Annotated in this window: 19 protein-coding genes; 8 read left to right on the top strand and 11 right to left on the bottom strand. The window is 55.6% G+C overall.

Annotated elements, in window-relative coordinates; all coding sequences use genetic code 11:
- Positions 1–8: 8 nt before the first annotated feature.
- From ACLCGK_RS02975 to ACLCGK_RS02955, 5 genes are all read left to right on the top strand, one after another.
- On the top strand, positions 9–1,889 hold the full coding sequence (locus ACLCGK_RS02975) for an AAA family ATPase (RefSeq protein WP_410951241.1): 1,881 nt from the start codon (positions 9–11) through the stop codon (positions 1,887–1,889).
- A complete protein-coding gene (locus ACLCGK_RS02970) occupies positions 1,882–2,784 on the top strand; it encodes a hypothetical protein (RefSeq protein WP_410951240.1) in 903 nt (300 codons plus the stop codon). The genes ACLCGK_RS02975 and ACLCGK_RS02970 overlap by 8 nt, the downstream gene beginning before the upstream one ends.
- Positions 2,785–2,914: 130 nt before the next feature.
- Positions 2,915–3,148 carry a hypothetical protein gene (locus ACLCGK_RS02965; RefSeq protein ID WP_410951239.1) on the top strand — a complete coding sequence of 78 codons (234 nt, stop codon included), beginning with the start codon at positions 2,915–2,917 and terminating at the stop codon, positions 3,146–3,148.
- A 225-nt stretch (positions 3,149–3,373) separates the two neighbouring features.
- Positions 3,374–3,658 carry a hypothetical protein gene (locus tag ACLCGK_RS02960; protein ID WP_056799937.1) on the top strand — a complete coding sequence of 95 codons (285 nt, stop codon included), beginning with the start codon at positions 3,374–3,376 and terminating at the stop codon, positions 3,656–3,658.
- Positions 3,659–3,762: 104 nt separating this feature from the next.
- Positions 3,763–4,041, top strand: coding sequence for a hypothetical protein (locus ACLCGK_RS02955; RefSeq protein ID WP_410951238.1), 279 nt, complete (start codon positions 3,763–3,765; stop codon positions 4,039–4,041).
- Positions 4,042–4,457: 416 nt separating this feature from the next.
- Here ACLCGK_RS02955 and ACLCGK_RS02950 read toward each other — a convergent pair whose 3' ends face one another.
- Positions 4,458–4,892, bottom strand: coding sequence for a hypothetical protein (locus ACLCGK_RS02950; RefSeq protein WP_410951237.1), 435 nt, complete (start codon positions 4,890–4,892; stop codon positions 4,458–4,460).
- A 61-nt stretch (positions 4,893–4,953) separates the two neighbouring features.
- Between ACLCGK_RS02950 and ACLCGK_RS02945 the strand changes: the two genes are divergently transcribed.
- On the top strand, positions 4,954–5,370 hold the full coding sequence (locus tag ACLCGK_RS02945; protein ID WP_410951236.1) for a DUF4326 domain-containing protein: 417 nt from the start codon (positions 4,954–4,956) through the stop codon (positions 5,368–5,370).
- Here the strand turns inward: ACLCGK_RS02945 and ACLCGK_RS02940 are convergent.
- The 5 genes from ACLCGK_RS02940 to ACLCGK_RS02920 all read right to left on the bottom strand — a co-directional run bounded on the left by ACLCGK_RS02940 (position 5,350) and on the right by ACLCGK_RS02920 (position 11,452).
- On the bottom strand, positions 5,350–5,931 hold the full coding sequence (locus ACLCGK_RS02940) for a hypothetical protein (protein ID WP_056799927.1): 582 nt from the start codon (positions 5,929–5,931) through the stop codon (positions 5,350–5,352). The genes ACLCGK_RS02945 and ACLCGK_RS02940 overlap by 21 nt on opposite strands.
- 10 nt (positions 5,932–5,941) lie before the next feature.
- Positions 5,942–8,203, bottom strand: a complete 2,262-nt coding sequence (locus ACLCGK_RS02935) for a hypothetical protein (protein WP_410951235.1) — start codon at positions 8,201–8,203, stop codon at positions 5,942–5,944.
- 61 nt (positions 8,204–8,264) lie between these two features.
- Positions 8,265–9,383, bottom strand: coding sequence for a hypothetical protein (locus tag ACLCGK_RS02930; protein WP_410951234.1), 1,119 nt, complete (start codon positions 9,381–9,383; stop codon positions 8,265–8,267).
- Position 9,384: 1 nt separating this feature from the next.
- Positions 9,385–10,776, bottom strand: a complete 1,392-nt coding sequence (locus ACLCGK_RS02925) for a hypothetical protein (RefSeq protein ID WP_410951233.1) — start codon at positions 10,774–10,776, stop codon at positions 9,385–9,387.
- A complete protein-coding gene (locus tag ACLCGK_RS02920; RefSeq protein WP_410951232.1) occupies positions 10,766–11,452 on the bottom strand; it encodes a hypothetical protein in 687 nt (228 codons plus the stop codon). Before ACLCGK_RS02920 ends, ACLCGK_RS02925 begins: the two co-directional genes overlap by 11 nt.
- A 72-nt stretch (positions 11,453–11,524) precedes the next feature.
- Between ACLCGK_RS02920 and ACLCGK_RS02915 the strand changes: the two genes are divergently transcribed.
- Positions 11,525–12,022, top strand: a complete 498-nt coding sequence (locus ACLCGK_RS02915; RefSeq protein ID WP_056799911.1) for a hypothetical protein — start codon at positions 11,525–11,527, stop codon at positions 12,020–12,022.
- On the opposite strand, the gene ACLCGK_RS02910 is transcribed toward ACLCGK_RS02915, so the two are convergent.
- The gene (locus tag ACLCGK_RS02910) at positions 12,019–12,306 is read right to left on the bottom strand and encodes a hypothetical protein (protein ID WP_410951231.1); all 288 of its coding nucleotides are present in this window, start codon (positions 12,304–12,306) and stop codon (positions 12,019–12,021) included. The genes ACLCGK_RS02915 and ACLCGK_RS02910 overlap by 4 nt on opposite strands.
- 59 nt (positions 12,307–12,365) lie before the next feature.
- Between ACLCGK_RS02910 and ACLCGK_RS02905 the strand changes: the two genes are divergently transcribed.
- Complete coding sequence (locus ACLCGK_RS02905; protein ID WP_056799907.1) at positions 12,366–13,919, top strand: hypothetical protein; 1,554 nt, start codon at positions 12,366–12,368, stop codon at positions 13,917–13,919.
- Position 13,920: 1 nt separating this feature from the next.
- Here ACLCGK_RS02905 and ACLCGK_RS02900 read toward each other — a convergent pair whose 3' ends face one another.
- The 4 genes from ACLCGK_RS02900 to ACLCGK_RS02885 all read right to left on the bottom strand — a co-directional run bounded on the left by ACLCGK_RS02900 (position 13,921) and on the right by ACLCGK_RS02885 (position 17,812).
- Positions 13,921–15,132, bottom strand: coding sequence for a hypothetical protein (locus ACLCGK_RS02900; RefSeq protein WP_410951230.1), 1,212 nt, complete (start codon positions 15,130–15,132; stop codon positions 13,921–13,923).
- 132 nt (positions 15,133–15,264) lie between these two features.
- Positions 15,265–15,612 carry a hypothetical protein gene (locus ACLCGK_RS02895; protein ID WP_256659164.1) on the bottom strand — a complete coding sequence of 116 codons (348 nt, stop codon included), beginning with the start codon at positions 15,610–15,612 and terminating at the stop codon, positions 15,265–15,267.
- A gap of 23 nt (positions 15,613–15,635) precedes the next feature.
- On the bottom strand, positions 15,636–17,324 hold the full coding sequence (locus ACLCGK_RS02890; RefSeq protein ID WP_410951229.1) for a DNA topoisomerase: 1,689 nt from the start codon (positions 17,322–17,324) through the stop codon (positions 15,636–15,638).
- A complete protein-coding gene (locus ACLCGK_RS02885; RefSeq protein ID WP_056799896.1) occupies positions 17,324–17,812 on the bottom strand; it encodes a hypothetical protein in 489 nt (162 codons plus the stop codon). Before ACLCGK_RS02885 ends, ACLCGK_RS02890 begins: the two co-directional genes overlap by 1 nt.
- Between the last annotated feature and the right edge of the window lie 6 nt (positions 17,813–17,818).

Raw genomic sequence — 17,818 nt, 5'->3', positions numbered from 1 at the left:
AGCCTACAGTGAACCCCCTTGACGAGCTGAACCTGTTGACCGCGACCGTCCAGCAGCTTTCCCGTGACGAAAGCGAGCTGAAAGGCGTGGCTCGGCAGGCCATGAACGACATGGCGCGGGTATCGGTTGAAATCGGCGCGTGTGATGCCCTGCTGATGCGTAAAGACGACATTCAGCATGCCCTGCTGGCGCTGCAGATGAAAGTGCAGGCCAAGAACAAGGGGGTTTTCGAAGACCTGCTGACCTCCCTGATTCATGAAATCATGCCTAACAAGACCAGTGAAAAGATCGTTTTCACCAGCTCGATGCGCAACAACCTGGCGGCGCTGGATGTGGACATCCTTTCCAACGGCGATCTGGAGAACGTCAGTCGTGACCGGGGCGGCAGCATTGCCAACATCGTGGCCATGGGCCTGCGCTTCGTCGTGTTGGCGCGCCACCCCAACCGACGCGTGCTGTTTTTGGACGAAGCGGACTGCCATCTGGCTGAAATGTACATTCCGGCCTTTGCGGCTGTCATGCAGCAGCTGGCGCACCGCCTGGGCATTCAGGTGATCTACATCAGTCACAAACCCGCTGCGTACTTCTCCGGCTACTCGCGGATCATCGAGATTTACAGCGAAAATGGCAAAACCCACTCGCGCACCATCAGCGATGAGGTGGTCGATGACAGCGTCGAGTATCCTGATAACGCCCTGCGATACATCCGCCTGAAGGACTTCGGGCCGCACGAGAACATCCTGGTGGAATTGGGCCCAGGGGTGAATGTGATCATTGGTGACAACGACCTTGGCAAGAGCAAGTTCATCACCGCCGTGTCGGAGTTGCTGGACAACGACGGCACCGAGACCCGGATTCGCCACCATCGCCCTCACTTCGAGGTGGAGATCGGGCTTGAAGAGGGCATGAGCCTGATCTGGAAATACGCCCGCAAAGGCAGTAACCGCACCAGCCTTGAGCTCAAAGACAAAAACGGGATGTGCATCGAAAGCTCGAACGCCGGCAAGGGCAAGGTGCCCGAATGGCTGCACACCTACCTGGCAATGGGGCGAATCCATGGCCAGGATATTCATGTGCATCCGCAGGATGAGCCCAAGTACCTCCTGTCGAGTCGATACACACCGATGGATCGGGCCAAGATGCTGCCACTGGGGCGTGAGTCGCGAGACGTTCAGCGCATGCTCCAGCAGTTCACCCAGCAGATCATGGATGCCCGCCAGCGCAAGGCTGCGCTGGAGATTGAGCTGAACCGGATCAAGAACCAGCTCAAGATCTTGTCGCCCTTGCTCGACGAGGCACCAGATGACGATTTGCTGTTCGGTCACGAGCAACTGATTCAGCAGTGTCAAAAAATGGCGCGTCTGGCGAAGCTGGATGCCAAGTTGAACCATGCCGAACAAGCGATCGGCATTTTGAAATCCGGAATTGAAGAGGTCAGTCGCTACTTCTTGGTGCCTGTCCAGCTGATGGAAACCCAGAAACTGCAGTCATTGATTCAGGGCATTGAGCGCAACAGCCAGGTGGTCAACATCCTCAGACAGCTGCGTAGCGTGCCTGGAGCGCCGGCAGTGCCAGTGCTGCATGACTCGAACAAGCTCAAGCATCTCGGGGTTCGCTGGGGCAAGAGCATCAAGGCGATTGAAATCCTGCAGGCGGTGCACGCGCTCCTCCCCGTAGCAGCACCAACCCTCAAGGACTTGTCGGCGCAGGCTGACTTGATCAATCGCCTGGACAAAACGTCCGCTGCTGTCGACGCCTGGAAGGGCAAGATCACAGCCTGCCAGCACGAAGCAGTCGCCATCAAGGAGCGCAAGGACGCCTTGATTGCGCAACTCGGTGGCATCTGCCCTACCTGCCAACAGACCATTGGAGCGCATTCCCATGCTTGAATTGAACCCGCAAAGCATTGAAACCTCCGTGATTACCGGCATGAAGGGCTTTCTTCTGATCGGTGACCCATGGTTGGGCTCAGAGCGCCGTGTAGGGCGCGTGGACAACACCTGGGACACGTCCATGGGCAAGCTGGTGAACGCCTTCGAGATCGCTGCTGAGCGGCAGCTGCTGCCTGTTGTCCTGGGTGACCTGCTGCACGAAAACCGTGATATGGGCAAAGTGCTGGAGATCATCAATGCGGTGAAGGGGCGCCAGGCTGTTCTGGTGCCCAGGGATGGCCGCTGGCTTGACCGTAGCAAAGGGCATATCGCCGCGATTCTCCAGGCTTCGGGTTTGGCACATGTCGCCGGATACAGCGCCAAGCGTTATCAAATCCAAGTCAATGACAATGGCCAATGGCATAAGCTGGAGATGGAGTGTCACACCTCCTGGGGTGGGCACAATCGACTGGATCAGGGCAGCCGTGCCCGCGTGGTGATTCCCGCCCTGGGGATTGTTGCAGAGCCCGATTCCTCGATTCCAACCATGGAGGCCGAGCAGGGTCATACGCTCATCAAGGCAGGCCGTCTGATCCGCCTAACTGCACTGGAAGAGTCGCTTGAGGTCAATGTGTTCGCCGTCACCCAGGACGGTGTTGAGCGCATCGCACTTAAAACTGTGCCGATCGTCTTCACCGATGCCTCAATGAATGCTGATCAGTTCCAGCAGGGGTTGGTCAGGGATAGTCAGTTCGTCGAGCGCCTGCGCGCCTCGACCGCCGAAAGCCTTGAGGAGGAGGGGAAGGAAGGCATGATCGAGCAGATCGATGCCATTTGCACGGAAATCGGTGCCGATGACTATGTTCGCACCAAGCTCTATGAGCTTTCCAAAGACGCGGCTGCAGCGGTTTGACCAACCTCCCAGGGTTGACTGGGGGCGCATCATGGGGCGTACCGTAGTAACAGCATTGATGGCCCTAATGCCAATCCGTTGACCCACAAAGGGTGCCCTTTGTAGGCACGAATACCAGCAAGGGGTCGGCATGAGTGCAAAATTGGTCATGCTGACTGCAGCGGAATTCAAATGGCTGCAACAACACCAGGCCCGGCAGTCTTCCAGCAAAACCCGATGGGGGCGACGAATCGCCCATGTCGCAATGATTGGCATTTGGTCGCTGGGGGCGCTGATTTGGCTCCAGGCATTTGAGTTTCAGCAAAAACCCGTACTGGACGAAGTTTCAGCCCCGCTGTCCTGGGTACTGGGCATCGCTCTGTGATGACCTGGCTGTAGTGCTATGCGTCACCCAATGGCGTGTAGCAAGAGTTTACCAACCCATTGTTTCTGCTCATTTTTCTCGTTGTCCGAAGCTGCCCCGAAGTTTAGGGGCGTCGTCGCTTCGTTCGCTTGCGAACGGCTCGCTTTTTGTTTTTTCGGGGTTATTTTGCGTCCAAAATATGAGAGCATGACAAAGCGTCAATTTCGGCGCATGTAGAGATAGGTCATGATTCGAATTCTCTGGATCTTCCCAGGCATGTGGGTTTCTGGGATCTTGTACATGCTGGTTTCCCGCTATCTGGAAATGGGTCACGCTGCTGGGTTCAGTCCGGTACTTGGGATAATGCTGACAGGTTTTTTTGGAACGATAATTGGCCTGCTGAAAGTCTGGATGCGCCCTGATGCTTCGTCGAGTGGGGCTCAGGCATTGGCCGAAGAAGCCCAGGTGACTAGGGTTTTCGGCGATGAAAAGGACGATGTCGCTGAGGAGGGGGCAGCGATCCCCCGGTGACCCCGACCTGAGCTTCAGGGTGGCCTGGTCAAAGGCTCTTGATTTATTCGGTGGCTGTGCGAACATGTGGCTGCGCCAATTTAGGCGTATATCGAGAATTGCTCATGCTAAAAATGCGTTGGATGATGCTCGGATTGTTCATGCCACTCACTGCATCAGCTGCCGAGCTAAACAAGCTTGATGACAGTATGCTCTGGGCTATCGCCATATGCGGGCTGATCGTCTTTGTTTGGACGAGTGCAGCAGTCTGTAGTCAAATGGGTGAGCGCACCGAATCAAGCGGTGGTCGTCGTAGCAATCAGAGCGGCTCTGGTGGCGGCACAGATGCTGGTGGCTGGGGTGACGGAGGCGGTTGCGGCGGTGATGGTGGTGGCGGCGACTAAAGCCGTTAGCATCCGAGTAATGACATTTCGCCCTTTTCCCAGGCGATACCAGGCCCGGTATCGCCACTGATCCTGCCAATCCGTTCGAGTTTCAAATGCCTGTGCTAGCCATTGCTGCCATATTGTTTGTCCTGTGTATCTGGGCCAACGACGCGTGGGGGGTGTTTCGCGGCTTGCCGACACCAGTGTTGATTGTCGCCTTTGTTTTCTGGTTTTGCATGAGTGCGTTCTTCCTGTGGTTGAGTGCTCCCACGAAGTCCGGACACGGTGGGAACGCCCAATCCGGAGGCGATGCTGGCGGGTATTTCGCCGACACAGATGCTGGTGGTGACGGGGGCGACTAAGACGGCCCCGCCTTCGCCATCACCTGGGCTGGGCGCGGGGCATGGGGCAGCCATCCTTGGCTCTCCAGACGTTCAGGCCAACTGAGCGTAGTCGTATTCGTCCTCGAATTTACGCTGTTTTTCGACGTGATCCTGCAGGGCTTTCCAGCCTGCAGATGAGATCCGGATCAACACCTCTTCATGGTGCGCCCGGTTGAAAAAGCCGCGCTCTGAAAGTGTCTGGGCCCCAGCCAGTAATTTTTGCGGGACGTCAATCATGAGAATTTCATCAGGTTTGCGCTCCACGCGATTAACCTGCCTCACGATGCTCTGCGCAACCCTCAGCTCGGTGGGAGAAAGGTCAGCCATCAGGGCCTTGTGCTGCTCCAGGCCAAAGACAATGGCTTCGTGGGCATTGCGGGCAATCACCTTGTACAACCAGGCGTCATCGGGAAAATCTGGAGCAATGGCCTTCGCGTCCCACAGGGTGGTGGTGGGGTCATAGGCAACGAACCAAGTCTCTTTCATTTTATTGTTCTCCTCGACTTATACTAATATTGTCTTCCTTGAGCACCCTTGCGGACAAGCCATGATTACCAAAGTCTCCAATATTCGCGCAAACAGCAATCACACCATTTTCATTGGGCGCAGCCGCGACCCCTATCATTTCGGGAACCCCTTTCCGATCGGCGGTAAAAACCCCCTGGATGAAAATCAGGTGTTCGACCGTGCGGGTTGCATCCTGGCCTTCCATGACTGGCTGGCAGGAAAGCCTGGGTACGAGAAGATCGAGCAAGACCGGCGACGCTGGATCCTTGAGAACCTGGAAACATTGCGCGGCCAGACGCTGGGCTGCTTCTGCGCACCGAAAGCCTGTCACGGGGATGCCTATCGCGTATTTCTCGGTGAAATCACGTACGACGATCTGCTGGACATTGTCCAGGGTCGCCCCAAAGTTCAGGTGGCCCCGGCGCATGAAGCCCCGCTACAGGGCAGCCTCCTCTGAGCCCCTCCGACTGAGGGGGAGGTGAATATCAAGCTGGGGCGGGTTGCTCATCATCTGCCTGAACTGCTCGATCACAAGGCGCGCCCGAGGCTCTGCCAGATGGTATTCGTACCATTCAAGGGAAAGCGCACATTCACCGATGCGCTTAACCACCTCTGGCTGCGGGATATTGCACTTGTAGCGGGGGTCGGTGTTTCGGGTGAGGATGATCTCAGCATAGCCAAACTGGTCTGCCGTAAGATCGAGAATCCAGCCCTGCTCGTGTTCCAGCCAGGCATGGGCTGACCACTGCTGATTCCTGGCAAGCATGCCCCCTGACGGATAATGATCATCCACCCTGAATTCATCGACAAAAGGCACGCCCTCGCGGGGCGTCCAGCCCGTCACACCCGCCTGGGTGAACAGGTGCAAGAGGTAGGCGGTCGTCAGCAAGCACATGTTTTGCGAGAGGGGGTCTCGCAGGTGATCGGGATAATTCCGCTTGAACCAGTCCCAGTCTTCACAGAGCAGGCCCCTGATGGGCACCAGGGCGTTTTTCAGCCTAACTCTGTGAAAGATCATGGGTAGCCACTCAAGTCGGCTCAGGGGACTCTTCACGCTCCCTGCTGCGCTCGTTGCTGCGGCCCTTCGAGAACATGGCCATCATCATCTTGACGATGCTCTGGATCATGGCGATGACTTTATCCATGTGCTCCTTGGCCTGCTTGGCGCATTCGCCTACGGCACCGGGCTCCTTGGCCTTTTCATCAACTACCGAGCGCACCTTGCGCAATGACTGGTCAGCCGCCCCGACAGATTCGGCCAGTGCCGGCGAGCCTTTCTTCTCGCCGTACTTGTGGGCCTTGGTCACGTCCTCCTGCAGGGATTTCATGCTGTTGGTCAACTCGCTCCAGCCACGCAGAGTCTGATCGGCGCTCAGCGGCTTGCCGTCAGCGTGCGTACCGGTCTCCAGCATCGAGGTCAGGCCGTTGATGTGGTTCATCTTGGCATTAATGCTGTTGGCGGTAACACCCGGATCAAAGGCATTGCGCGAGAACACACCAGGCCGAGACGACAGGCCTTTGAAGCTCGGCGTCTTGGGCAGGCCGAAACTAATATTGAACATCGGCGGGGGTGGTGGCGGCATGCCCATGCCGCCCATACCGCGTGGCATACCACCCATACCACCCATGCCGCTCATGCCCATGCCTGGGAAGGCGTCCTTGGGTTTGGTCGGATCTTGAGGCCGAGAAGCAGCCGCCCCTTTCGGGGCCGGAATGTGTTGGCCCGGATCAATCAAACGATCTGCTGCTGCCGCTGCCCCTGCTGCCGCTGTGCGGCGGGTTTGCGGATCTGGCTCACCTGGAATGTAGGCGTCACTGTCGGCGTCCTGCAGGGCAGGATCGTTGTTCTTTTCCTCAGCGCGCCTTTTGGCTTCTTCGATCGCCTTCGGATCCTGGGGTGCTTCGTTGATGTCCGTGCTCATACTCAATACCTCATCTGGATGAAAGCTTCCAACATCCAGGTTGTTAAGAACCAGTGTGTAGCGCCCCGAATCATCGTGAATTTTCTCAATACGAGTCGGCGCCTTGATTTTCGCCATCAGGCCGTCAGCCAGCTCCGCCTTGACGGCGTTCGCGAAGTCGCGGGGCACGTCGAGAATCCGGTTTTTGGCAATTTCGCCACGGTTCACCGAGCTCAGCACGAAATCCTTGAGCGCCCAGTCCTTGAAGCCTGCATTGCGGATCCTGATTTGGCGCAACGGGCCTGCCTCAAACTCCTTGAATGCCTTGTTGTAACGGGCCAGGTCATAACGTTTGGCCTCCATGCAATTTCTATCCAGCGTGGCAGCTTCCTCGGCGTCAGGCTCGTGATTGGGAAAATCTGCAGGGCCTTTGCCGTCAAAATAGGCCTTGGCCCACCGATCGACATCATCAATCGATCGCTCAAAAGACTCGTCCCACTCCATGTCGAATTTCGGGTCAAGCACAGGAAATTCAGCAAGGCTTGCTGGTACTTTTTCCACCGCCTTGGCCAGCTTGATGGCTTCATCCTGCTGCAGCGCTTCGATCTGGGCACGCATTTGAAGAATGTCTTCGCGTTGCTCAAAGCGCGCATTTTCCTCTGCTGCCTGGGCGCTGAGCGCCTCTATGCTGTTACCAGCATTAGCCGCCTCCCGCGAGCTGCGCTCCAACTCCTCAATGCTTGAGCCAGGTGCGGGCGCCATGAACTGCGCTGATGCTTCCTGAAGCTTGGCATGGATGCCCGAATCACTGAGCGCCTGCATGTTCAGTTCGGCAATAACAGTCTGTAGGCCAGCGATTTTCTGGCGATGATCAGGGATTTCCCCTTTCTCAGCCATCATCCTGGCCATGTCGACACGATCCTGATCGCTCCAACGATCAATGAACAGGTTGTCGACGGTGAAGGGTGGATCATATTCCACCTGGAAATGCCGCTTGTTTTCCAGGTCGTAGACGCCCTCAATGCCCGCATAGGCAAACAGCTCCTTCACGCGCTTAAAGTCGATCTTCCCCTTGTTGTCGGACAGGTAGTCAATCTGATCAAACAGCTGCGTTTCGATCTTGCGCGGCAAGTTGGCGCTTTGCACCATGCGCTCGATCTGATCCACGGCGATTTCGAGAGGCTGCTCCCCACGCGTCGAACGCAGAGGCTTGTCGGTCTCGTAGTCGTAGTAGTTCTTGATGTTTGATTCATCAATACGGGCAATCCACTGCTTGAAAAAGCGCTCCTGGTAGGGATTGCCTTTCAACAGGTTGCGGAAGTAGTACGCTACGCCAATATCATAGGATTTAGGCACTTCCCACTTGGGTAGGGATTGGGGCTCACTCATGGAAGCAATCTCTCTTATTTTCTCTATCGTGAGCGATGAGCAACAGTGCCATCAAGCCCGCTCACATTTTATTGGCAGGGTTGTCGATGACGCCCAGCACGTATTTGGCCAGCAGCTGTTCTTTGATCAGGCTGGATTCGTACCGATCAATCATTTGGCGCAACTGAATCGACTTCATGATCGCACCTTCGCGGTTGATGGCACTGGTCGTGTAGGTGTTGTCCTGAGTAACCCTGGTCACCCAGCTTTTCCCGTCAGTTGCCAGAGCGCCTTGGTCGGTGAAACGCAGGGCTGTTTGCGCTTCAAGTGCCGTCAACTTGGAGGGTTGTCCAGGTTCTGGCGGGGTACGCATCTGAATGTGCCGGTTGATGATAGCCCCCACATCATTCACTGCGTTCTTCATCCGCAGCTCTGTCAGGATTTCCTGAGGTTCGGTGGGGTCGGTCGGATTGAAACGCACGTACGGAGGGTAGGTGACATACGCATACGTCTGGGCCATTTCCAGGTCTTCGGGGCTGAATTGCGGGTTGTAGTTGCCCATGGGCATGAGAAGCCGAGGGTCGCTCGCCAATTCGCCTTTGCCCGCATCCCCCCAGGCCTTGATTTTGTCAAAAGTGGCGATCTGTGTGGCCAGATAAGCCGCATAGTTCTTCTGTGATTCAGTGAGCGTCGCTGATGCACCGGACGTTGACGCACTGGTGACCAGCCCGGTAATCCCCTGGCCTACGCTTTTGGCCTTGGCGTACAGCCCAACCACGTTTCCTGACACGGTGTCGATCACGTCTTGATAGGTGTCCAGCACCGAGCTGTCGCCACATGCCAGGTCGGAAATAGCAGTGCCATTGATGGTTGTCGTGCAGGCGTCGCGGGTCGGCAGTGATCGCTCCAGCTGGCGCTTGTTATGAATGTCGGTAAGCACCTGATTCATGCGCGCTACGGTGTTGGCCACACCATTGTTCATCGCCATGATCGAGCTGTCTTTACCCGTGTGGTACATTTGCATGATCGAATCGAGGTGTGCATATTCGATCGCCGCATGCATCTGCGTTTGAATGTCTTCATAAATCTGCTGGGCCAGCTTTGCGTAATCGTTCACTGGGATCAAGAAGGCGTTGGCTCCCAGTGACAGCACCAAGCAGCCAAGACCCAGCGTGTTACGCATCTTGCGCTTGAAATTCATGTTAATCCTCCGGAAGCTGTTCGCTGCGCGACATGATCAATGAATCGGAAATCGCCCAGATCCAGGCCAGGTGATGTTTGGCCTTGTCTCTGACACGATCGAATGAAAGGGTGATGTCCTGAAGCGGTAAGTTACCCTCATTCAGCCGATCCTTCAATTTTTCCTCAAACCGAGAAAAATCCATATGCTCATGCTGTGCCAGATAGGTTTCTTTGTCTTCATCGGACATGGCGCTGATTTTATCGATCAGGTCAGCTCCCGCATCTTCCCATGCCTCCGACATTTGGCTGTCGATGTGCGCAAGATAATTGGATTTCCACCGAGCAGCCTCATCCGGGAGTAAGTCCGGAATCTTGGTGTTGTCGAGGTAACCTTTTGCGAGGGTGCGAACGCGCTCAATCAGGGCCTGAGCGTCCTCATCTTCATATCCCATGTCCAGCGACTCAAATGAGTTTTCAAACAAGGGTAGCGGCATTCCGGGATCACTAGGCAGATACTCGATCGGCTCCAGCTCTTCCATCACGCATTCACGATAGGCTTTTTCCGCAGCGTCAAGGCAATGGGGCAGGGCGCTGCTGAAGAGATTCTCCTTGTCGGAAATCTGGGAGCGCTTGCTCCAGCTGTACGCCACGTCTTTCGCCAGGATCAGGGCAATTTTCGACAGCTCCCTGAGGACATCTTTCGGCTCATGCGCACACCACAGGCCATCCAGTCGCGACTGGGTTTTCAATGTCGCGGTAAACAGTGCCAGCTTGATCACGAGGTTGCCGTCACCGGTGGCATTTTCAGCCATTGAGTTCTCAAAATCACTGCTCTCCAGCACCCATTGCTGTGCAACCTGAACCAGGCCGCTCAAGGTCTCGATGGGGGTGTCCACGTACAGACTGGCCAGGTTTTTGGCCAGGGCCCTGCGCATGTAACGCAGCAAGATGTCCTGGCTGTCGGCGTTGTTGGCCGTCAAGCACAAATCCACCAAACTCAGGTGCTCCTTGCACTTCTGGGCGACCACCTGCTTCAAATCATCATCACTGAGGTGCGGGTTGCGTCGACGTTCACCCACATACAGAGGGGCTGCTTCAGTCATGGCCTGCAAAAACCCCTGCAGCGCACGGTAATACTGGATGCGACCCTGCCCCTGATCCAGCGGCTTGGACTCAGTGGAAGATTTTGGCTTCGGGGTTTCCAGCTTGGGCTGCTCGCGCCAGTTGGCGGGCGCGCGTTCGCGCTCTAAGGCGCGCAGACGCTCGCGCTCACGCACCCGGCGCACAAAGTGGTCATTGCTGCTGTCACTGCTCTCATCGGCGTCATTGAATCCTTTCTCCAGGTTATCCACCATAGAGATGGGATCATCGTCGTCATCGTGACTACGACCGGAACCGCGATTAGAGGCCATCTACACCACCCTCCAGGCCTGCCAGGCGCTCGAAGCGCTGGCGCTGCAATTGCTCCATCTCGAAGGCCTTCTCGCGAGCCTTGTTCAAAGCCAGGAGCGGCTCCGCTTCCATCAGCATGCCTTGCAAGTCGGACAAGGCGACCATGTTCGCATCCAGAAGGGGCAGGCCTTGGCCATCCTGATACTCCTGGGTGATCTTGAACAGACCGTGGATGACCATGTTGTGTGGCTTGATTTTGACCAGCTTTTGTTTGGGGTCAATCTCGAAGGTGTCACCGATCGCACGATCCAGAATCATGCCCATCAAGCCACGGGTCAAGGTGTCCAGGGTCGCCACCTCGCGCTCCTGGCTTTGCTGGATATTGATGTCGGTTTGCTGATCAAAACTCAAGTCTTCGAAGTGCTTAATGATCATTCCGCACGGTGATTCATTGCTGACCAAATAGCACGCATTGGGGAAAAGCCGCACGCCGTACACAAGAATCGCAATCTCCTCGGCGCGCATGGCCAGTCGAGATAGCAGTACGCCAGGGTGGGTTACCACTTCAACCGGGTGTTTTTCGTTGTCCACGTCGACCTTGTACGAGCTCATGTTCAGGCGCGCCATTGAGGCGTTGAAGGCTTCGCGTATGTCTTCGATCGATTCGATCGCAATAGCTCGGGGGTCGTTTGACATGATACAACCTTGCTTTGTTTTTTCTTTGATTCTAATATCTACCCATTCAATAAACAAGAAAATAGATAGCTCATGGCCAGAGATAACAACCCGCTTGAGGGGAAAACCCCTGAAGAGACCTTGCTGCTCAACCTTGGGCATGAGATTCTGAATTTTCGGAGTGATTTTCCAAAAAACTCGTTGAAGCATACCTTTGTGCTTAGCCCTTATGGCTCTTCCATGTTTGGACTCATGCCCTCGAACGGACAGGTGTATTTGGGCATACCCAAGCGATTTTACGAGAAATTCAAATCCGCGAAGTGGCTCTATGCTGCGCGGGTGACGGGGCAATCGGGCTTGTTTTTGGTGATGCAAATCGGTTCAGGGGAAAGTGCCCACCCGATTGGCCTCAGGATTTTTGTCCGGCTGATGCGACTCGATGCCCTGGGGGACGAGATCAAGATGCTCCGGGCAGTACCGATGGACAAGAAGGGCATCACCCGTGAAAACGATCTGCTGCAAGGCTTCAATTTGAAATTGATGCAGGTTAGTCGCTATGTCTGGGAGTTCTCCGAGAACGACGACTTCTAGGGGGCTTCGATCATCTCCACGCTGATCAGCCAGGCTTCTCCGCTGCCCCCGATGTTGCCAATCCAGAAGTCGGCACCTTGGGTAACGTATGCCAGCAGTGCGTGCGGCATTTGGAATTGAATGGAGCGCCCTGTGCCTAGCATGAGGGTCATTGCGCCATGTTCAATGGCGGCGGTCACAGGCATGTCCTGCGTATCGACCAGATCGGTGAAAAAACCGCAGCGAGGTTTCCCGGTTTCCTCGTCGACACCGATAAAGGTTAGATGAGAGTCCAGGGTGATCATGGGGTTTATTTCTCCGATTCGCAGGGTACACAATCAAGTATGACGTCCAGGTGATCAAGATGAAAGCCAAAGATCTGCTTCGCAACGCGATTGTGCTTAAGACGCAGGGCCAAAAAGGCCTCTCCGATCGCCTAACCAGCCTTGTGCGAGACATTGAGTTCAAGGGATTGTCGACCCTGGCTGCCTATGTCATGGCTTTGGTGGACAATGAGCGAGACCCAGTTGTTGGCCTAATGCGCCAGGCCAGCACGGACGAAATGGTGCGAAAGAAGCTGCTTGGCAACGCCATTTTGAAAATGTCCACCTTTAATAAAGTCCTGAACATGCGATTCGCCGTCCCAGGCACACTGCTGATGGACGCGGACGACCCCGCACTGGCAGACATTGTTGCGGTGCTTCCGCCCAAGCTGATCAAGGACGTTCGCTTTAAAAACCCTCATCTTGACCGGTTTGACGAAGTGCTCACTGGCCACATTCCGTTGGTCGGCTACCTGGAAAGCCTGTCGCAGTACGCCAAGGATCATCACCTCTACAAGCGCGCTCAAGCCGAGCTCCACCACGAGATTGGACAGGGCAAGAACTACAATTCCTTCGCCAGGATGGCCTTTCTGCGGCATGAGCAGCAGGACGAGTGTGCCCATTCATTTCGATTTGAAGGCGAGGATGGCTTGCGCTTCGCCGCACTGAAATTTTCGCCAAAATCTGTAGAGGCTTTTGCCCACACCTGGTACCCCCAGGATATCGCCAAAACCTATCTGTTCGGACATGAGCTGGGCCATTGCCTGACCTCAAGCGTGCTTCACGGCGAATCGTATGATCAGTTTGTTAGCGATGGCAATCGTGACAACCTGACGTTTCGCGAAGAGCTTTTTGCCGACATCTACTCCGCATGCCTTATGGCCAAGATCACTGGCTCCTGGGACTTCCTGCCATTGTGCATCCTGCCGTTCAGGGCTTCTGGCAGTGTGACCCACAATACCTTTGATGTGATGCAAAGCCTTCCAAAGTCCGGGGTTGATCCGAAATCATTCCAGGCGCTAAGTGATCGTGATCTGGTGATGGCTGCAGAGAATATCTACCGTGAGTTTGCTCATAGTGCCATGAGTACGCGGCACAAGCCTTTGCAGGATGCGGCAGCGTTGATGATCACCTATTCCCATCGAGGGGATCTGCACAGCGCGCAAGCCTTTGAGAATTCGCTGCGCACGGCAATCACCGCCGTTGGGGTCACCTCGACTGCAGATAATCAGCAGCTGGTAGTTCAATTCATGATGAAGCGTGTTCAGGCTGAAATTGACCTGATCGGCATGCGAGGTCAGATGGGTATCTCATCGCAATGGATACGCGAGAGCTTGCTGCACCTTTCCACCACCATTGATGCCAGCGGTAACGCCTGGGCCGCCAATAACCTGGGCAGAATTGCTGGCCTGGAGGATGACGCCATGCGATCTGAAATGATGACCATTATGTCCGATCAGGCGCTTTCCTCGTTGGAAAACTACGAGCAGACGGCCATGTCGATCGAGGTATTCTGGGAGGATTGGGGCAGGGATGAGTTGAAAATGGGTCGAAAGCCGGGCCCTATCGCTGAGGAAAGGGCCCTCGATCACTGAATCAGCCGAAGATTTTCAGAATGCGCTCACTAACGGCGGCGATGTTGGCTGCCAGCGCGGACATCGACTTGGCCAACTCCACAGCATCCTTGCGATACGACTCGTTTTGCAGGCGAAGATTCTGCGTTTTTTCATCGAACATCCGCGAAATCAAGCGGTTGAATTCCAGCATATCCTCACCACTCAGGCTCATGGAGTCCGCCGACTGGGACGGTTTCTCAGCCAGTTTCTGAGCCCGTTTTTGTGGTGCTGGCGCCGGGGCCGGCATGGCTGCTGGTTGTGCACCACTTTGCCCAGCTTCTGCTGCGCGGCGTTCAAGCTCCGCCTTCGATGGGCGACCGGGTCTGCGTCTTGTTGCTACGGGTTCGGTGAGCTCCAAGACAGGAGCAGCCTGTTGTCCGGCATCGACCTGTGTATTTGTGGCGGTACCAGCCGAGGCTGCTTCTGCGGCCCGGCGCTCGGCCAGCTCCTTGTTGGAAGGGCGACCGGGTCTGCGCTTGGTTGGGGTGGCGGTGACCCCTTCACTTGAAGCAGGAGCTGCTGCAGCGGCGACGGCTTTGACAGATTCCGGCTTGGGCAGTGCCTCGAAGAACGATTTTGGGAACTCAGTACGGCCTTTTTCGGTGAGTTTGAAGGTCATCTCATCCATGATTTTGTCCTGGATGACCAGTTCATTGGCAATGAGGTCGCCCAAAATGGCCTCATGACCATCAATTGCCATCAATTCTTCTTCGCGGCGCGTTTTGGTATTGAGCAATTGCAGTATTTGAAGGCGCGGCTCCAGGGGGGAGGGTGATCCGACTGGCGCGCCAGCCTGGGCAGTATTAGCCGAAGAAGCCGCCTGTTTCTGGCGCGAGCCTTGCTTGATATCCACCACCTTTTGGCCTTTGCCCGCTTTGCCCGCAGGCGCGGCTTTCGACGCGGCTTTGGCAGCGTTTTTCGAGGCAGCTTTTGGGGCGGCTTTTGCGGCAGCTTTCGGGGCCGGCGCGGCGCTCAGCTGGAATTTTGCAGCGCCTTCAGCCATTTCAAACTTGGGTGGGCCGGGCTCAGCGCTGTTGGTCGCAATCAGACCTTCCTTGAGCATTTGGTTAAGCGGAATGTTGACCTTGTTGCGCAAAGTGCCCAGCGACTTGGCGATTTCCTCAGCGGTCAAGGGGGTTTTCGATTTGGACAGGGCACCCAGAATGTCTTGGTGGGTAGCAGTGATATTCATGATGAGACTCCGTCGTACTCGATTTGGTGTGTTGCCGAGGCACGCTATGTTTGATGGAGCATAGAATGGCGCCGGAAACGCAAATTATCAAGTACTCGGAGACTCAAACGGTAAATAAGTGTCAAAAAAACCCTATTTCTTTTGCGCTTTTTTCACATTGCGCGGTTTTTTCATCAGGGTCTGGCGGTTTTTCAGCACCAGGTCGATGAACCCCGCCAAGGGCACCTGGTTCTTCAGCGGCAAGCTCAGTTTTTCGTAGATGCTTTCGCCGAATGCGGTCATCGAAGCATCATCCAGCAATGCCTGGGAAACCTCTTCTTTGCTTCTGGCCTTGATCAGGGTATTTACTTCTTTGAGGATCTGGCTGCTCAGTCTGATGTTGGCCATACCGCCATTGGCCAGGGCTCTGGCCGCACTCATAACACCCATTTTCTTATCTACCTTTCTGTTTTTATTAGGGTTTGTGAAGTATGTAGTCAACCCAGTTTTTCGTCAATAAGCATTTAAATCGGTGATGGCGAATTGTCCAGATCGGTGTGGCCAGGCGCCGGTTCGGCGACCACTTCGACCGAGTGTTGGGGCGGAGTTGCCGGAGCAGGGGAGTGTCCTTTGCTTTTGCCAGTGCTGCCGAGCGGCGCCTGCTTCAAGACCTTCCAGGCCGATTGCAAGCGGGCATCGATTGAAAGTCCAGGGGCCTTTTGCGTCAACACCTCTTCGATTTTGACAGCCACCAGGGGCTTGACCAATTCAGGGGAGCGCTCGGCCACAAGCTTGAGCATCAATTGCCCGCGCCCGTTAACCACGCCATAGCGATCCAGGTAGTTATGGGCAGTTTTTTGCGCATGAATCTTGATGGTCGAGGGTCTGCCGAGCTCCTCCCTGACCAACCTTTCCATCACCACATGCCCCACCTCGTGACGCCAGAGTGAAACGCCAGCCTGGTGAGTGTCTGCAGGTCGCGCCAACTCATTTCTCAGGGGGTGCTTGAGGTCGCCAAGGGGATCAGTATCACGCACAAATTCCAGGCTGCCCTTCCAGGATCGTAAGACATGCTCCCATCGCCGCCCGTCGTCATTGAGCTGAAGCTTGCCCGTTTCACGGGTAAACACCTCTCCCGGCTCCCCCAAGCGCATGCTGTGCATGGCAATGACGCGCAAGACCGCTTCGTCGGTAGAAAGGCTGCTGGTTGGAATGCTGGAGTCGGGAACATCTTCGACCATGGGCATGACTGCTTCGTGGGCTTCGTAGGAGCGGGCCAGCTTCTCCCCTTGCCGAAAAGCAGCCACCTCTCGGTCGAATGGTCTGCTGTAGACCTGCGCCATCCTTTCGGCCCAGCGCATACTGACTTCCCCGAGTTTTCGGCTGTCAGAGCGGGGGTAGCTGAGCTTCCCCTTTTCATAATTGCGCTGAAGTGACTCCAATACCGAATTGAGGGGTTCTTTCAACGATCTGCAGCAAAGCGACAATGCCTCTGGGCCGGTGAGGGGTTTGCACTCAAAGACCTGCTGCTCCTGGCGGAAAACTTCAATCACCGGGGTGGGCAGCGCATGCAGGAGACCAAGCACCGTCTCGGCGTGCACCGATTGCGTAGTCGGGAGGCGCATGATCGCATGCCAGCCATCTGGCAATGCCTTGTCAATCACCACTGCTTCAGCAGGGTCATCCTGCAAACTTCTGACTATGGGCGTTGTGATGCGCCCCATACTCATGCGCCACTTGTCATCCTCAGCTGTCAGCATGAAACCCAAGTGACGATCGAATAAGCGCCGGGCTTTGGCCGCACATACCCGGTCGGCATCAATTCGCATCCGATTGAGCTCTGCTTGCTCAACATGCTCGGCAGAAAACCCCACCAGGTGCACTCGGTCGACAATTTGATCCTTCAGGCACAGGTGGGCCACCTGGCTGGCGATGAGCTCCCCCTCGATATCGCTATCCGTGGCAATCAGGACTTCATCCGCCGATTCAATGAGCCCTTTGAGCTTGCGAATCTGATCGGGTCGCTTGGCTTGCCAGGCAACAATGTGAGGGTTGTTTGGGTCGAGCGCCAGCCGATCTTCGGGCAAGTCATAGAGCCGGCCATAAGTGGCAAGGATCCTGTCGTGTAGGAACCCTGCATCCTTCAGTGCGGCACGTAATGAATCAACCTTGCCGGGTGCCTCGATGACCCAGATCCGGTTTTTTCTCATCATTATTGGCCCGCATTTGCAGCCGCATTCCTGATTTGTTCGGTCACCATGTCACCAATGTTGGTATTGCCACTGTTGATGACGTCGATGCCGCCAACTTGCTGCGACTTGTTGTTGATACCGTTAACGGTGTCGTTCATTGCGCCACGGATCGACGAGTTGACAGTGTCTACCATGGAGCCAGTGACAGCCTTGACGATGGAACAGGCGTTGATTCCACCACCAGTGATCGAACCGAAATCAGGCAGGCCAGGTAGCTGCAAACCGAGGTCGCATCCGCCATCCGCATTCACATAAACAAACGGGTTGTTGGCCAGGCTGGCGTCGGTGTTGATGCCAACACAGGAATCCTTGATCAGGTTGCCGAATACAGCGTTGGCTTTGTCGATGTAGGTCTGGCATGCCCCGGCTGACGCAGGCTCTGCATTGAAGAGCGTCAATGCGCCGCAAAGCGAGATCAGGGCGGTGAGTTTCAGTGAGATCTGTTTCATGTCAGT

The organism is Pseudomonas sp. S1(2024) (assembly GCF_046557535.1).
Note: the sequence above shows the minus strand (reverse complement) of the source record. Positions and strands in the feature narration are given on the sequence as shown.

Excerpts from the sequence above, each read along its gene's own strand:
- ACLCGK_RS02970 (WP_410951240.1), top strand. The coding sequence starts at position 1,882 with ATGCTTGAATTGAACCCGCAAAGCATTGAAACCTCCGTGATTACCGGC.
- ACLCGK_RS02965 (WP_410951239.1), top strand. The coding sequence starts at position 2,915 with ATGAGTGCAAAATTGGTCATGCTGACTGCAGCGGAATTCAAATGGCTG.
- ACLCGK_RS02960 (WP_056799937.1), top strand. The coding sequence starts at position 3,374 with ATGATTCGAATTCTCTGGATCTTCCCAGGCATGTGGGTTTCTGGGATC.
- ACLCGK_RS02955 (WP_410951238.1), top strand. The coding sequence starts at position 3,763 with ATGCTAAAAATGCGTTGGATGATGCTCGGATTGTTCATGCCACTCACT.
- ACLCGK_RS02950 (WP_410951237.1), bottom strand. The coding sequence starts at position 4,892 with ATGAAAGAGACTTGGTTCGTTGCCTATGACCCCACCACCACCCTGTGG.
- ACLCGK_RS02945 (WP_410951236.1), top strand. The coding sequence starts at position 4,954 with ATGATTACCAAAGTCTCCAATATTCGCGCAAACAGCAATCACACCATT.
- ACLCGK_RS02940 (WP_056799927.1), bottom strand. The coding sequence starts at position 5,931 with ATGATCTTTCACAGAGTTAGGCTGAAAAACGCCCTGGTGCCCATCAGG.
- ACLCGK_RS02935 (WP_410951235.1), bottom strand. The coding sequence starts at position 8,203 with ATGAGTGAGCCCCAATCCCTACCCAAGTGGGAAGTGCCTAAATCCTAT.
- ACLCGK_RS02930 (WP_410951234.1), bottom strand. The coding sequence starts at position 9,383 with ATGAATTTCAAGCGCAAGATGCGTAACACGCTGGGTCTTGGCTGCTTG.
- ACLCGK_RS02925 (WP_410951233.1), bottom strand. The coding sequence starts at position 10,776 with ATGGCCTCTAATCGCGGTTCCGGTCGTAGTCACGATGACGACGATGAT.
- ACLCGK_RS02920 (WP_410951232.1), bottom strand. The coding sequence starts at position 11,452 with ATGTCAAACGACCCCCGAGCTATTGCGATCGAATCGATCGAAGACATA.
- ACLCGK_RS02915 (WP_056799911.1), top strand. The coding sequence starts at position 11,525 with ATGGCCAGAGATAACAACCCGCTTGAGGGGAAAACCCCTGAAGAGACC.
- ACLCGK_RS02910 (WP_410951231.1), bottom strand. The coding sequence starts at position 12,306 with ATGATCACCCTGGACTCTCATCTAACCTTTATCGGTGTCGACGAGGAA.
- ACLCGK_RS02905 (WP_056799907.1), top strand. The coding sequence starts at position 12,366 with ATGAAAGCCAAAGATCTGCTTCGCAACGCGATTGTGCTTAAGACGCAG.
- ACLCGK_RS02900 (WP_410951230.1), bottom strand. The coding sequence starts at position 15,132 with ATGAATATCACTGCTACCCACCAAGACATTCTGGGTGCCCTGTCCAAA.
- ACLCGK_RS02890 (WP_410951229.1), bottom strand. The coding sequence starts at position 17,324 with ATGATGAGAAAAAACCGGATCTGGGTCATCGAGGCACCCGGCAAGGTT.
- ACLCGK_RS02885 (WP_056799896.1), bottom strand. The coding sequence starts at position 17,812 with ATGAAACAGATCTCACTGAAACTCACCGCCCTGATCTCGCTTTGCGGC.